Origin of the sequence: Flavobacterium sp. (genome assembly GCF_027484945.1) — a bacterium.
Classification (GTDB): Bacteria; Bacteroidota; Bacteroidia; order Flavobacteriales; family Flavobacteriaceae; genus Flavobacterium.
The window spans coordinates 19,675-33,877 of sequence record NZ_JAIXRZ010000051.1 but is presented as its reverse complement, the minus strand read 5'-3'; the positions used below and the strand labels follow the sequence as shown (position 1 = coordinate 33,877).

At 36.1% G+C, this 14,203-nt stretch carries 13 protein-coding genes; 7 read left to right on the top strand and 6 right to left on the bottom strand.

The window, feature by feature from the left end:
- The first annotated feature begins 98 nt into the window (after window positions 1-98).
- The 3 genes from Q0039_RS06820 (at window position 99) to Q0039_RS06810 (ending at window position 3,408) form a co-directional block, all read left to right on the top strand.
- A complete protein-coding gene (locus Q0039_RS06820; protein ID WP_297511034.1) occupies window positions 99-743 on the top strand; it encodes a DUF47 family protein in 645 nt (214 codons plus the stop codon).
- Between the two features lie 11 nt (window positions 744-754).
- A complete protein-coding gene (locus tag Q0039_RS06815) occupies window positions 755-2,080 on the top strand; it encodes an inorganic phosphate transporter (RefSeq protein WP_297511032.1) in 1,326 nt (441 codons plus the stop codon).
- Window positions 2,081-2,178: 98 nt separating this feature from the next.
- Entirely contained in the window at window positions 2,179-3,408 is a 1,230-nt protein-coding gene (locus Q0039_RS06810) for a porin (protein ID WP_297511031.1), read from the top strand.
- Between the two features lie 48 nt (window positions 3,409-3,456).
- On the opposite strand, the gene prfB is transcribed toward Q0039_RS06810, so the two are convergent.
- Window positions 3,457-4,555, bottom strand: a protein-coding gene (gene prfB, locus Q0039_RS06805; protein ID WP_297511029.1) for a peptide chain release factor 2 whose coding sequence is annotated in 2 segments (ribosomal slippage) — window positions 3,457-4,491 and window positions 4,493-4,555 — 1,098 coding nt in all. Because the reading frame shifts where the segments join, the coding sequence is not laid out codon by codon here.
- Between the two features lie 48 nt (window positions 4,556-4,603).
- On the opposite strand from prfB, the gene Q0039_RS06800 reads away from it, so the two are divergent.
- Window positions 4,604-5,629, top strand: coding sequence for a GntG family PLP-dependent aldolase (locus Q0039_RS06800; protein WP_297511027.1), 1,026 nt, complete (start codon window positions 4,604-4,606; stop codon window positions 5,627-5,629).
- 12 nt (window positions 5,630-5,641) lie between these two features.
- Here the strand turns inward: Q0039_RS06800 and Q0039_RS06795 are convergent, their stop codons facing one another.
- Window positions 5,642-5,965 carry a YbaB/EbfC family nucleoid-associated protein gene (locus tag Q0039_RS06795; RefSeq protein ID WP_297511025.1) on the bottom strand — a complete coding sequence of 108 codons (324 nt, stop codon included), beginning with the start codon at window positions 5,963-5,965 and terminating at the stop codon, window positions 5,642-5,644.
- 129 nt (window positions 5,966-6,094) lie between these two features.
- Between Q0039_RS06795 and Q0039_RS06790 the strand changes: the two genes are divergently transcribed.
- Window positions 6,095-8,152 carry a S9 family peptidase gene (locus tag Q0039_RS06790; protein WP_297511023.1) on the top strand — a complete coding sequence of 686 codons (2,058 nt, stop codon included), beginning with the start codon at window positions 6,095-6,097 and terminating at the stop codon, window positions 8,150-8,152.
- 82 nt (window positions 8,153-8,234) lie between these two features.
- Window positions 8,235-9,275: a cysteine synthase family protein gene (locus Q0039_RS06785; RefSeq protein ID WP_297511020.1), complete on the top strand. Its 1,041-nt coding sequence runs from the start codon at window positions 8,235-8,237 to the stop codon at window positions 9,273-9,275.
- Between the two features lie 30 nt (window positions 9,276-9,305).
- Here the strand turns inward: Q0039_RS06785 and Q0039_RS06780 are convergent, their stop codons facing one another.
- From Q0039_RS06780 to Q0039_RS06765, 4 genes are read right to left on the bottom strand one after another with little or no spacing between them, the layout of a single operon-like run.
- Complete coding sequence (locus Q0039_RS06780; RefSeq protein WP_297511018.1) at window positions 9,306-9,701, bottom strand: DUF4258 domain-containing protein; 396 nt, start codon at window positions 9,699-9,701, stop codon at window positions 9,306-9,308.
- Window positions 9,702-9,741: 40 nt separating this feature from the next.
- Entirely contained in the window at window positions 9,742-10,935 is a 1,194-nt protein-coding gene (locus Q0039_RS06775) for an alanine dehydrogenase (protein WP_297511016.1), read from the bottom strand.
- A 37-nt stretch (window positions 10,936-10,972) separates the two neighbouring features.
- Entirely contained in the window at window positions 10,973-11,383 is a 411-nt protein-coding gene (gene tsaE / locus Q0039_RS06770; RefSeq protein ID WP_297511015.1) for a tRNA (adenosine(37)-N6)-threonylcarbamoyltransferase complex ATPase subunit type 1 TsaE, read from the bottom strand.
- A 6-nt stretch (window positions 11,384-11,389) separates the two neighbouring features.
- The gene (locus tag Q0039_RS06765) at window positions 11,390-12,967 is read right to left on the bottom strand and encodes a bifunctional response regulator/alkaline phosphatase family protein (protein ID WP_297511013.1); all 1,578 of its coding nucleotides are present in this window, start codon (window positions 12,965-12,967) and stop codon (window positions 11,390-11,392) included.
- A 212-nt stretch (window positions 12,968-13,179) separates the two neighbouring features.
- On the opposite strand from Q0039_RS06765, the gene Q0039_RS06760 reads away from it, so the two are divergent.
- Window positions 13,180-14,193: a serine hydrolase gene (locus Q0039_RS06760; protein WP_297511011.1), complete on the top strand. Its 1,014-nt coding sequence runs from the start codon at window positions 13,180-13,182 to the stop codon at window positions 14,191-14,193.
- The last annotated feature ends 10 nt before the right edge of the window (window positions 14,194-14,203 follow it).

Genomic DNA, 14,203 nt, shown 5'->3' with positions numbered 1-14,203 from the left:
ACCATGTTAAATTAATGTAAAAAATAACCGGGATTTGTTTATTTATTAATGCTAAATTAATTTTTTAGGTTTATTTTTGCCATGTTAAAATAATTAAAATGACCTTAAATAGTTTATTTCAGTTTTTTGTTCCAAAGGATAAAAAATTCTTTCCGCTTTTTGAAAAAGCCTCTGAGTTGTTAACTATAATGGCAAATACGTTGCATGATGCAGTGAATGCACCAAAAAATGAACGAGAAGAGTTGTTTAAAAAAGTAGAAGAACTTGAAGCAATAATTGAAGATATCGCTCATAAAACCCATTTGGAGTTGAGTCGTAATTTTATCACCCCTTTTGATCGCGAAGATATCCATTCCTTGATCAAAGCCATTGATAACGTAGCTGATAACATGCACGGTGCAGCAAGTCGTATTCGATTGTATCAAGTCGATAAAATCACCAAGTCGATACGAAAATTAACCGAAATTAATTTAGAGGCCTGTCAATTGATTCAAGTTGGGATTCGAGAATTGAAAGATTTAAAGAATCCTAGTGCAATTAAAGAAACTTGTATAAAAATCAATAAATTGGAAAGTAAGGCTGATGCAGTTTTTGATCGTGCGGTAGCCGATATTTTTGAGAATGAAACCGATGCTAAAAATATCATCAAGTACAAAGAAGTTTTGTCTTCCTTAGAGATGGCATCAGATAAATGCAAGAGTGTTTCCAATGTGATGGAGCAAATTTCGGTGAAACATTCATAATCCGCGTTTCGATGGAATTTACACTTTTAATTCTTATAATTGTTTTAGCACTTGGTTTTGATTACATCAATGGTTTTCATGATGCAGCCAACTCTATTGCAACAATTGTGGCAACCAAAGTTTTGACTCCTTTTCAAGCGGTGCTTTGGGCTGCTTTTTTTAATTTTTTGGCTTATTGGGTTTTTGGATTTGGTGTTGCCGATACCGTTGCTAAAACAGCCAAAACAAGTAGTATCGATTTAACGGTAATTTTAGCCGGTATTATAGCAGCAATTATTTGGAATTTAATAACCTGGTGGAAGGGTATTCCTTCATCTTCCTCCCATACTTTAATTGGTGGTTTTGCCGGTGCGGCGATTGCTCATGGTTTTTCTGGAAAAGTTACCGATATCGAGCATATTGGTTGGGGGATTGTAACATGGTATAAAGCGCCTAAAGAAGGGGATTTATTGCCAAGTGGCGTTTTTGTGGTGATATCCTTCATTGTATTAGCTCCTTTAGTAGGAATGATTATTTCCTATTTTATTTCATTATGGATGATGTATTCTTCCAGAAAAGCAATTGGTCCTAAAGTTTTAACAGTAACTTTAATGGCATTGGTTTTTTGGTCCCTTAATTCTGTAATGAAAGGGTATGATAAAATTGAAAAACCTCGATTTGAAAGTCCGTTTTGGTCAGTGGTAACAGAGCCGCATAACATCAAATGGCTTTTAGTTGCGGTCATATTTTATAGTTTGGCTATTTTTAATTTACTCTTCAGTCGTTTTTCAGCCTCAAAATCGGAAGCAATTCTTAAACGAATGCAGTTATTGTCTTCGGCCTCATTTAGTTTAGGGCATGGAGGAAATGACTCACAAAAGGTAATGGGTATTATAGCTGCCGCGGTTGCCGTTTATTTGAATACGACCCACCAAGAGGTAATTGCTATGCCCGATTGGTTACAGGTCGTTTTACCCAATGAAGACAAAGGAATTAAGAGTCAGATGCCCGAATGGATCCCCTTAACCTGTTACACCGTAATTGCATTAGGAACGTTGAGTGGGGGTTGGAAAATTGTGAAAACTATGGGTTCCAAAATCACTAAAGTCAATGCATTTGAAGGCGTTGTTGCCGAATCTGCTGGAGCATTGACCTTATTCTCGACCGAACATTTTAAAATTCCCGTTTCTACGACGCACACTATTACAGGGTCGATTATTGGTGTCGGTGTGACTAAACGTATTTCTGCCGTTCGTTGGGGTGTTACAATCAACTTGCTTTGGGCTTGGATTCTTACGATACCCGTTTCTGCGTTAATGGCTGCAGCAATCTACGCGATTATCAATTTATTATTATAAATAAATTCTTTAGCCAACAGTATTTTTTGGTTATCATGTTAAATTGAGTTGCAGTTTAAGTTTATAAAATAAACTAGAATCCTTTTGTTTATAGTCTTATGAAAATTAAATTTTTGATTCTTGGATTCTTGTTGATTTTCAGTTTTTTATCACAAGCCCAAATTTCACTTGAAAAAAACAAAAACGATAATGATTTGCATTTATCGATGTTGCCGTACTATAATTTTGGCAAGGGATTAGGGTTAACAGCTCCCGATAGTTTATTTCAATTAAACATACGATTCCGAATACAAAACCGAGTTTCCTTTATTAAAAACGAGGATGAAACAGGGGGGAACGATTGGCAAATCCGACGGCTCCGCTTGCGTTTTGATGGTTTTGTAGGGAATCCCAAGTTTTTATATGTTATGCAATTATCTTTTGCTCCGGGTGATACGGGTCCGATTTCCGAGGGGGATAATTATAATATTATTCGCGATGCAGTAGTTATGTATCGACCCAATGCTCATTGGAATTATAGTTTTGGACAGACTAAATTACCCGGAAACCGACAACGTATAAATTCATCAGGTGCTTTACAGCTCACGGATCGTTCCATCAATAATGCTCGGTTTAATATTGATCGGGATTTTGGCTTTCAAATTCACAATATAAATGAATTTAAGGATCGTTTTTCGTACAATTTTAAAGCAGCTGTATCCACGGGAGAAGGAAGAAATACTACCAATGGTCACGATACGGGCTTAGCTTATACGGGAAAAGTAGAAGTGATGCCTTTTGGATCATTTATCAAAGACGGAACCAATTTTGAAGGTGATTTGTTTCGAGAAAAAAAGCCAAAACTATTATTGTCTGGAGCTTTTCAACAAAATAACCATGCGCAGCGTTCCCAAGGACAGCTAGGTGTAGATTTGTTTGAGCAACGTACTTTAAAATCTGTTTTAATAGACGGTATGTTAAAGTATAATGGATTTGCAGCAATGGCTAGCTATATGTCTAGAACCACTAATAAATCTGCAATAACTTACAATCCATTAGATTTAACACAATCGAATTATGTGTTTGTTGGAAATGGTTTTGACTATCAATTAAGTTATATTACACAATCCAATTATGAAATTATAGCACGTTATTCCCTTCAAAAAGTTGGAATGGATATTCATGATATTGTACCCAATACAAAAGAATACACAATTGGACTAACCAAATATATATGGGAACATGCCTTTAAACTCCAAACCGAATTTACTTATGATGTTTTGAATTACGCAAATGGCAATGAAAAAAACAATTGGTATTTTCGTTTTCAAATCGAAATGGGTATTTAGTAGATTGCGTCTAATTGCTTAAGCGACGCATTACAAACAGCTCTATAATTATTCCGATTCTTTTTGTCCCATCATCATTAGATACGCTTTAAGAAAAGAGTCGATTTCACCATTCATTACAGCATCTACATCACTCGTTTCATGTCCGGTACGAACATCTTTTACTAATTTATACGGATGCATCACGTAATTGCGAATTTGCGAGCCCCATTCAATTTTCATTTTTCCTGCTTCAATATCGGCACGTTGTTCCATTCGTTTTTTCAATTCAATTTCATACAATTGCGAACGAAGCATTTGCATCGCACGATTCCTATTGTCATGTTGTGAACGCGTCTCTGAGCACTGAATTTGAATTCCCGTGGGTTTATGCAATAACTGTACTTTGGTTTCTACTTTATTTACATTTTGACCGCCAGCACCACTGGAACGAGCTGTTGTGATTTCAATATCTGCGGGACTGATTTCAATATCAATGGTATCGTCAACTAAGGGATATACATAAACAGAAGCAAACGAAGTATGCCGTTTGGCGTTACTATCAAAGGGGGAAATACGCACCAATCGGTGAACACCATTTTCGCCTTTTAAGTAGCCAAATGCAAAATCACCTTCAAATTCGAGGGTTACCGTTTTTATACCGGCAACATCTCCTTCTTGAAAATTTAATTCTTTGATTTTGTAGCCCTGTTTTTCAGCCCACATCAAATACATACGCATTAATAACGATGCCCAGTCACAACTTTCTGTACCTCCAGCGCCAGCAGTTATTTGCAATACGGCACTCATGCTATCGCCTTCATCGGAAAGCATGTTGCGAAATTCTAGGTCTTCAATTTGTTGAAAAGCAAGTAAATAGGCCTCATCTAATTCTGCTTCAGATGCATCACCATCCCGAAAAAATTCATGGGTGATTTGCAATTCTTCTACAAGATTATTCGCTTTATTAAAATCATCAACCCATTTCTTTTTTGAACGAAGGTTTTTTACAATTACTTCGGCTTGTTTAGCATTATTCCAAAAGTCGGGCGCAAAAGTTTTTTCTTCTTCATTGGTGATTTCAATTAATTTGGCATCGATGTCAAAGATACCTCCTCAACGCACCCAGGCGTTCTACAATACCTTTGATTTGTTCGGTATTTGTCATAATTTAATGTAGTTTTGTATTTGCAAAAGTAAAGCTTCTATTACAGATATGGAAATTAATTTAATTAGCGATACGGTAACCAAACCCAGCAATGAAATGTTACAGTATATGTTTCGTGCCAAAGTAGGGGATGATGTTTACAAGCAAGATCCAACGGTAAATGAATTAGAAGAAGCTGTAGCTACATTATTTGGAATGGAAGCGGCTTTGTTTTTTCCGAGTGGGACAATGGCTAACCAAACCGCTATTAAATTGCATACCCAGCCCGGTGAACAAGTGATATGTGATAAATATGCACATATCTATCATTATGAAGGCGGAGGTGCTTCGTTTAATAGTGGTGTTTCGTGTTGTTTAGTCGATGGAGTTCGCGGGATGATAACCGCTGAACAAGTTCGATCATCTATAAACGATCCAGAGTTTTATCATGCACCTAAAACCGCATTGGTAAGTTTGGAAAACACCACCAACAAAGGAGGAGGAGCTTGTTATGAGCTACTTGAAATGAACCGTATTAAACAAGTATGTGAGGAACATCAATTAAAATATCATTTGGATGGCGCACGGCTGTGGAATGCTATGGTCGCAAAAAAGCAACATCCAAAACAATTCGGCGCATTGTTTGATACGATTTCGGTGTGTTTATCTAAAGGATTAGGTGCTCCTGTTGGTTCCTTATTATTAGGTTCCAAAGCAGATATGCATCGGGCGTTGCGTATTCGAAAAATACTTGGAGGCGGGATGCGTCAAGTCGGTTATCTCGCTGCCGCGGGGATGTATGCCCTTCAAAACAATATCTTGCGGTTAGAAGAGGATCATGCGCGCGCACTTGAGTTGGGAGCGCTATTGGCTTCCTTATCTTGGGTTGAAAAAGTCGAACCGATAGAAACCAATATCATTATTTTCACGGTACGAAAAACATTGGAAGAAAAATGGGTTATTGAAAAACTTAAACAAAAAAATATTCATATCAGTTCGATGGGACAAGGTAAACTCCGCATAGTTACCCATTTGGATTATAAGCAAGTTATGCACAGCTATGTGATGGAACAGCTGACAAAATTGGTATTCTAATTTTTTTTTGGCTTATTTAAAAAAGTCCATCCCAGGAATAGTAGGCATCCCTTCTTTTGCTAAAGCACTTAATTCTACTTCATTGATTGCAGTCGCCTTTGCTATTGCTTTATTTATGAGGGTAACTAACTCAATCTCGAGTTGATCTTTGTTGTTCAATAATTCATTATCGATTTGAATAGTTCGAATTAGCCGATTGGCCGTTATCGTTATTTCCAATAAGCCATCGGTGCTTTTTTCGTTGATAAGAACAGTATCAAGTCGTTTTTTGGTGGCTTCCATTTTTTCTTGAGTAGCTTTAATTTTACCCATCATTCCGGTAATATCTCCAAACATACTAGTTTATTAATCGTTCTTTACAAAAATAAAAAATATTGTGTTCAATCTTTAGTTGAAAAAAAAGGATGGTAGCAAGTCAATAGGGTAGTCACAGACTCTATCTTTGCATGGATTAAAAATTATTTTATGAATAAGCCGCAACCGCCAAAAGCAAAAAAAAATCCCCAAACTCTCGAAATACACAATCACGTTCGTATTGATGATTATTTTTGGTTGAATGATCGCGAAAATCCAGAAGTCATTGCTTATTTGAATGCTGAAAATGAGTATTATCAAGCGATGACCGCACCTACGAAAGTTTTGCAAGATGATTTGTATACCGAGATGAAAAGTCGCATAAAAGAAGACGATGCATCGGTACCCTATCTTTATAATGGTTATATATACAGTACTCGTTTTGAAAGTGGAAAAGATTACCCTATTTATACACGAAAAAAAGAATCTGTAGATGCAAAAGAAGAACTGCTTTTTGATTGTAATGTTTTAGCAGAAGGGCATAGCTATTTTCAGCTTTCGGGTATGAGTATAAGTGAAGATAATCAGTGGGTTTCATTTGGTATTGATTCGGTTTCACGCCGTCAATATACTATTCAAATTAAAAATTTAATTACCGGAGAAATTTTACCGTATAAAATCGAAAATACCACCGCGGGTGGCACATGGTCGTCGTGTGGAAAGTATTTGTTTTATTGTAGAAAAGACCCAAAAACGTTGCGCGCTGCTTCAATTTACCGCCATGAATTAGGCACTGATCCAAGTTCGGATATTAGGGTCTATTTTGAAGATGACGATACATTTGATGTGTCCTTATACAAATCCAAATCGCGTAAATACATTATAATTGCTTCAGAAAGCACCCTAACTTCAGAGTACCAATTGTTACCAGCAAATACTCCAACAGCCGCATTTTCGCTATTTCAAAAACGAACCCGCGGTTTGGAATACTCAGTATCGCATTATGGTTCTCATTTTTATATAGTCACTAATCTTGAGGGCGCTACTAATTTCAAATTGATGAAAACTCCAGAAACAAAAACTACCAAAGAAAATTGGGTCGATGTTTTACCGCACCGCGAAGAGGTGTTGTTGGAAGGTATTGATCTGTTTAGCGATTTTTTAGTTGTTTCTGAACGCTCGGAGGGTTTAAATAAGATTCGAATTATGCGGTGGGATGGCAGTCAAGATTATTATTTACCCTTTCAGTCTGAAACCTATACTGCGTATACAACAACCAATTTGGATTTTGATACGGAAATTTTACGGTATGCCTATCAATCATTGGCTACTCCAGCTTCTGTAATTGACTTTAATATGGTTACCCAAGAGCAAAAAGTTTTAAAAGAACAAGCGGTTTTAGGGGGTAAGTTTGATAAGTCAAATTATATAGAAGAACGGGTTTGGGCCACAGCGCGTGATGGAGTGAAAATTCCTATTTCGATGGTTTATCATAAAACAACTAAAAAAAATGGTACCCATCCGCTTTTGCAGTATGCTTATGGATCCTATGGAGTAACCATTGAGCCTTATTTTTCGTCGACTCGTTTGAGTTTGCTCGATCGAGGCTTTATTTATGCAATTGCACATATCCGTGGGGGTGAAGATCTTGGTCGCACATGGTATGAAAACGGTAAAATGTTGCACAAGATGAATACGTTTACGGATTTTATCGACTGTTCCCGATTTTTAATTGATGAAAAATATACTACTGCTGCACATTTATATGCCGAAGGTGGATCGGCTGGTGGATTACTAATGGGGGTAATTATTAATCACAATCCAGAATTGTATAAAGGAGTAATTGCTCAGGTTCCATTTGTCGATGTGGTCACAACGATGTTGGACGATACGATACCGTTAACTACTGGAGAATATGATGAATGGGGCAATCCAAATGAAAAAATATACTATGATTATATGTTATCCTATTCACCCTATGATAATGTTAAAGCACAAGAGTATCCGCATTTGTATATTTCAACGGGGCTCCATGATTCGCAAGTGCAGTATTGGGAACCGGCCAAATGGGTCGCCAAGTTACGGGAATTAAAAACTGACTCCAATTACCTGTTTCTTGATACCAATATGGATACCGGTCATGGTGGTGCATCGGGCCGTTTTGAGGCCTTAAAAGAGGTAGCAAAAGAGTTCGCTTTTTTGTTGGATTTGGAAAAAATTGAAAGCTAGTTTAAAATTATTTATTAAATTTGCAAGGTTTGTGGGGGTGTATACTTCAGATGATGGACCTTCAAATGCAAATTTATTTTTTATGAAAGAAGAAATAAAAGCCTATAATAATGTCCTTGAGTTGATTGGAAACACGCCGTTAGTTCGACTAAACCGAATTACCGAAGACTTTTTAGGTAACTTCTTCGCAAAAGTAGAAGCTTTTAACCCGGGTCACTCCACCAAAGATCGAATTGCCTTATATATTCTTGAAGAAGCCGAACGAAAAGGTATTTTAAAACCGGGAGATATCATCATTGAAACTACTTCTGGAAACACAGGTTTTAGTTTAGCAATGGTCAGTATCATCAAAGGATACGAATGCATTTTGGCGGTTAGTTCTAAATCTTCAAAAGATAAAATTGACATGTTGCGTTCCATGGGAGCTAAGGTTTATGTTTGCCCTGCACATGTAGCTGCCGATGATGATCGTTCCTATTATTCTGTAGCTAAGCGTTTACATGAAGAAACCAAAGGTTCGGTTTATATTAATCAATATTTTAATGATTTAAATATAGACGCGCACTATAAAAGTACCGGTCCTGAAATTTGGGAACAAACGGGGGGTAAGATTACCCATTTAATTGCTTGTAGTGGTACAGGAGGAACAATATCGGGGACTGCACGTTTTTTAAAAGAGAAAAATCCTGCAATACGAATCTTAGGTGTGGATGCATTTGGTTCTGTTTTGAAAAAATACCACGAGACAAAAGAATTTGATGCTTCTGAAATTTATCCCTATCGAATTGAAGGTTTGGGTAAAAATTTAATTCCTACCGCAACCGATTTTGATGTAATTGATAAATTTATCAAAGTAAGTGATGAAGATAGTGCCCATATGGCTCGAGAGATTGCAAAAACAGAAGGAATGTTCGTAGGTTATACTTCAGGTGCTGCAATTCAAGCAGTAAAACAATTTGCAGAAGAAGGAGAGTTTACGGCTGAAAGTAATGTGGTTGTTATTTTTCCCGATCACGGATCCCGTTATATGAGTAAAGTGTTTAGTGACGATTGGATGAATGAGCAAGGCTTTTTCGATAGTGTCAACAGTAAGGAAACACATAAAGTTGAATTCATAAAATAATAAGAAACGCCCTCATTTGAAGGCGTTTTTTTATGATCGATTTTTTTTAGATTTAATACGTATAATATCTTCCAGAACGGCTCGGGTTTCATAATTGATGATACGCAATTGAATTGTATCTTTTTTTGAGGTAAAGCCATCAATAACGTACAATTTTCCTCCTTGCATTTTGATATTGCTTTTGTCAAAGTCAACATCGCCATAGCGCAAGGTGTTTTTGATATCCAAACTATCAATCCAATCTTCTTCTAGTTTTCGTGAGGCTTCCAAGCTGTATTTAAGCGGCTTGGTACGGATGTTGTTAAGTACTCGTTCATTTGGAAAATAACTACAACGTGCTCCTTTTCCATTGAGAACAAATCCAACAAAAATAGCACCTAAAAGGACTCCGAAACTATAATAAGCAAGGCGTTGATAAAACTTCATAATTGATGATTAAAAAAAAGTATTGAAAAAGAGGTCGTATTTAAAAGACTATTAAATTTATATCGCTGTCGGGTAAATCATACCAATCACCTATGGATTTGTTGGTTAATATTCCATGGTAGAAATAAACTCCATTTTTTAAACCTTTACTAATGCGTAATGCATTTTCCATCCCACCATCATCGGCAACTTGCAAAAGATAAGGTAGAATAATATTACTTATTGAAAGCGAAGCCGTTTTTGAATACCGCGAAGGAATATTGGGGACGCAATAATGAATGACGTCATTTTTGATGAACGTTGGCTTTTCGTGGGTTGTAATTTCAGAAGTTTCAAAACATCCTCCAGTATCAATGCTCACATCTACAATGACTGCACCTTTTTTCATTAATTCAACCATAGGCTCTGTAACAACAACAGGACATCGGTCTTTACCACGCATAGCCCCAATAGCAACATCACAACGGCGTAACGCTTTTTGCAGCGCTTTAGGTTCGATAGTTGATGTAAAAACGCGCTGACTTAAATTGTTTTGCAAACGACGTAGTTTAGTAATTGAATTGTCAAACACTTTAACATTAGCACCCAAGCCAATAGCCGTTCGTGCGGCAAACTCACCTACAGTTCCTGCACCAATAATCACGACATCGGTAGGGGGTACGCCATTAATATTTCCAAATAACAATCCTTTTCCGAAAACATTGTTAATCATCAATTCTGCCGCGATTAATATTGATGCGGTACCTGCAATCTCACTTAATGATTTTACGGCAGGATAAGACCCGTCTTCATCTTTAATATATTCAAAAGCTAGTGCTGTAACCTTTTTCTTTGCTAATGCTTCAAAATATTCTTTCTTACGTGTTTTAATTTGGAGTGCAGAAAGAAGTATAGTACCGGGCTGAATCAATTCGATTTCTGCTAGGGTAGGTGGCTCTACTTTGAGTAACATTGGGCAGCCAAACACTTTTTTTGGATCATTGGTAATTTCGGCTCCAGCATCGAGATATTCATTGTCGGGATAACTCGAACTCAACCCAGCGCCAGCTTCAATTAGAACGCGATGACCATGAGCAGTTAATGAATTCACCGCATCAGGTGTTAAACAAATTCGTCGCTCTTGGTAGCTGGTTTCTTTTGGAATCCCAATGTATAATTCACTTTTATGTCGGGATATCTCAAGTTTTTCCTCTTGAGGAATCAATTGTTCTGGACTGAAAGGGGTTAAGGGCATACCGTTGTTATTTTCTCCTAAAAGTATAAAATTTCACTTAATGGTGCAATGTCAATTTCCTTTTTCCGTCGGGGAGTAGTTCCAAATTAATTGTTGTGTACAAATCAGGTAAGAGATTGGGTATCTTTTCGGCCCATTCAATAAAGCACCAATGTCCCGAATATAAATACTCGTCGATTCCCATATCTAATGCTTCGGATTCTGATTGTAAACGATAAACATCAAAATGATAAACGTTTTGATTTTCAGAAACTTTGTATTCGTTAACTAAAGAAAAGGTTGGACTGCTTATCGTGTCTTTTACGCCCAAAATAGCCGCCAATACTTTGATTAAAGTTGTTTTCCCGACGCCCATTTGTCCCTTGAAAATAATGACTTTATGTGGATTTTGAGCTACAACTTCATTTGCTATACGTTCGATTTCTTCGAGAGAAAAAATAACTTCCATATTCGATTATCTCGGATTTAACACAATAAACGGAACAATCATTTCTTCTAATGAAATTCCACCGTGTTGGTAGGAGTTGCGGTAGAAACTAACGTAATGATTATAATTGTTTACGTAGGCCAAAAATAAATCGTTTTTTGCAAAAATAAAGGAGCTACTCATGTTAATTGCGGGAAGTCCTATTTTTTTTGGATCTTTCACTGCATAAACATCACGGTCTTCATAGGTCAAACTTCGACCGGTTTTGTACCGCAAATTTAAACTCGTGTTTTTGTCTCCAATTACTTTACTTGGATTTTTAACGTTTATCGTGCCGTGATCTGTAGTTATTATAAGTTTGAACCCTAATTTTTGTGCTTGTTGAATAATTTCTAAAAGTGGGGAGTTTTTAAACCAACTCACGGTTAAGGAACGGTAGGCTTTATCATCGGCTGCTAGTTCTTTAACCACATCCATTTCGGTTTTGGCATGTGATAGCATATCTACAAAATTATATACAACCGTTACGAGTTGATTGTCTTTTAATCCGCGAAAGTTTTCAGCTAACTTTTTTCCTGATTGAAAGTTGGTAATTTTAAAATAATCCTGTTTTATATTCAGTCCTAAACGTTTTAAATGTGCTGTAAGAAATTCGGCTTCAAAATTATTTTTTCCACCTTCGTCTGTATCATTTTTCCAATATTGAGGAAATTGCTTTTCCATTTCTAGTGGTAATAACCCTGAAAAAATAGCATTACGAGCATATTGTGTAGCCGTTGGAAGTATTGCATAATAGGGCACTTCTTTTTCAACTTTATAATAACTATTTACTGATGCTTCTATTGCCTTCCATTGGTCATAGCGCAAATTATCAATTACGATAAAGAGTACCGGTTTTTCCTTTTTAACCAATTCGGGAACAACCAATTCTCGAAAAAGCGTGTGCGATAGTATTGGTTTTTCATTATCGGGGCTGCCTGAACCTTGGCGAACAGGGCTAGCAAACCAATCTTCATAATTTCGTTCAATGAATTTTCCGAATTGGGAGTTGGCTTCTTGTTTTTGAGATTCCAAAATACCCGTTAAGTTGGAATCTTCCGTGTTTTCAAGTTCAATTTCCCAGAACAACAATTTTTTATAAACCTCTATCCAATCTTCATGCGAATTGGCACTACCCATATCCATGGCGATTTTGCGAAATTCCTTTTGATAATCTAAGGTTGTTTTTTCTGAAACCAATCGGGAATGATCTAAATTCTTTTTTAAACTCAATAAAATTTGATTTGGATTGACGGGCTTGATTAAATAATCGGCAATTTTAGAGCCAATCGCTTCCTCCATAATGTATTCTTCCTCACTTTTGGTAATCATAATTACTGGAGTGGATTTTTTTTCTTTCATCTCGGATAGGACTTCCAAGCCCGATATTCCCGGCATATTTTCATCCAAAAACACAATATCAAAATTCTGATCGTTAAATATATCCAATGCATCACGACCGTTGTTACATGTTGTGACCTGGTAATTTTTTTTCTCAAGAAAAAGAATGTGGGGTTTTAGTAAATCGATTTCATCATCAACCCAAAGTATTTTTATGCTATTCATAGATGCAAATTTGCTGCAAGTTACTATTTGTTTAACGAATTTGTGAATCCTTTTAGTATTTCTTACAGTATTATTTTTTTCTATTTTCTTTATAAAAAAGTAAATAATCCTATTTTTTGTCAATTGATAAATTAACAAATTTAATTTCATTTTCGCTTTGTTTTTTCAATTTAATACCTATACATTTGGCGTTTTTATATAATTTCTCAAAAATGACCCGAATTTTAAATTATAAGCTGAAAGTTAAATATATACCTATTGTTGTATTTGTTTCTATCTTAGGGACTTATATTGTAGCTACATATTTTTTTGAACCTACTCAATCCAGTGAAAACAATGTAACAGCGCATAAGGAATTTCAAGTAAAACGGTTAAATGGATACAAATTTATTAAGCCACTTTTGTTGGTTGATTCAGAAAATGAAGCGTCTGAACTCTCCTCAATAAAACAATCCTTAGAGCAAGTTATTCAAGAATTTAAAAATAAAGGGGTACTAACTTCAGCTTCGGTTTACATTCGAGAATATGAAAATAACGGTTGGTGTGCGCTGAATCCAAACGAACAGTATAAGCCGGGTTCCTTATTAAAAATACCGGAATTAATCACCTTTTTAAAGATGAACGAATTGAATCCGGGCTTATTGGATAAAAAATATCTTTTTAACCAAAAATTAGAAACGGATAAAAAGCCAATTTATACTACAAAATCGATTCAATTAGGGCAGTCGTATTCGGTACGTGAGTTATTAAAATACATGATTGTTCATTCAGACAACAATGCCACGTATATTTTAAATTCGATCATTGATGTTGCGTTATTTAAAAAAGTGTTTACGGACTTAGGTTTAACTGCTCCCGATTGGAATGCATCAGATTATCCAGTAAATGTAAAAGACATCTCTATTTTTATGAGAGCGCTTTATAATGGTTCTTATCTAACAGCGGATGACTCTGAATATGCTACTTTTTTGTTAACGCAATCGGATTTTAAATTGGGAATTGCAGCAAGTTTGCCCAATTCAATTCAATTTTCACATAAATTTGGAGAAGCTGGAGATGCACTAGAAAAACAATTGCATGAAACCGCGCTTGTGTATCTAAATAACCGTACGTATTTGATTACAGTAATGACTAAAGGTACAAGTTTTAATTCGCTTCCAGAAGTGATAAAACAGATTTCAGCTATGGTTTATCGCGAAATGGCAGCCGATAGTCAAGTTTTATAAAAAACATTAT

What these genes read in the sequence shown, in the direction of transcription:
- Q0039_RS06800 (WP_297511027.1), top strand. Translation starts at nt 4,604, where the DNA reads ATGGAAATTAATTTAATTAGCGATACGGTAACCAAACCCAGCAATGAA.
- Q0039_RS06795 (WP_297511025.1), bottom strand. Translation starts at nt 5,965, where the DNA reads ATGTTTGGAGATATTACCGGAATGATGGGTAAAATTAAAGCTACTCAA.
- Q0039_RS06775 (WP_297511016.1), bottom strand. Translation starts at nt 10,935, where the DNA reads ATGCCCTTAACCCCTTTCAGTCCAGAACAATTGATTCCTCAAGAGGAA.
- Q0039_RS06785 (WP_297511020.1), top strand. Translation starts at nt 8,235, where the DNA reads ATGAAAGAAGAAATAAAAGCCTATAATAATGTCCTTGAGTTGATTGGA.
- Q0039_RS06820 (WP_297511034.1), top strand. Translation starts at nt 99, where the DNA reads ATGACCTTAAATAGTTTATTTCAGTTTTTTGTTCCAAAGGATAAAAAA.
- Q0039_RS06815 (WP_297511032.1), top strand. Translation starts at nt 755, where the DNA reads ATGGAATTTACACTTTTAATTCTTATAATTGTTTTAGCACTTGGTTTT.
- Q0039_RS06780 (WP_297511018.1), bottom strand. Translation starts at nt 9,701, where the DNA reads ATGAAGTTTTATCAACGCCTTGCTTATTATAGTTTCGGAGTCCTTTTA.
- Q0039_RS06760 (WP_297511011.1), top strand. Translation starts at nt 13,180, where the DNA reads ATGACCCGAATTTTAAATTATAAGCTGAAAGTTAAATATATACCTATT.
- Q0039_RS06790 (WP_297511023.1), top strand. Translation starts at nt 6,095, where the DNA reads ATGAATAAGCCGCAACCGCCAAAAGCAAAAAAAAATCCCCAAACTCTC.
- Q0039_RS06810 (WP_297511031.1), top strand. Translation starts at nt 2,179, where the DNA reads ATGAAAATTAAATTTTTGATTCTTGGATTCTTGTTGATTTTCAGTTTT.
- tsaE (WP_297511015.1), bottom strand. Translation starts at nt 11,383, where the DNA reads ATGGAAGTTATTTTTTCTCTCGAAGAAATCGAACGTATAGCAAATGAA.
- Q0039_RS06765 (WP_297511013.1), bottom strand. Translation starts at nt 12,967, where the DNA reads ATGAATAGCATAAAAATACTTTGGGTTGATGATGAAATCGATTTACTA.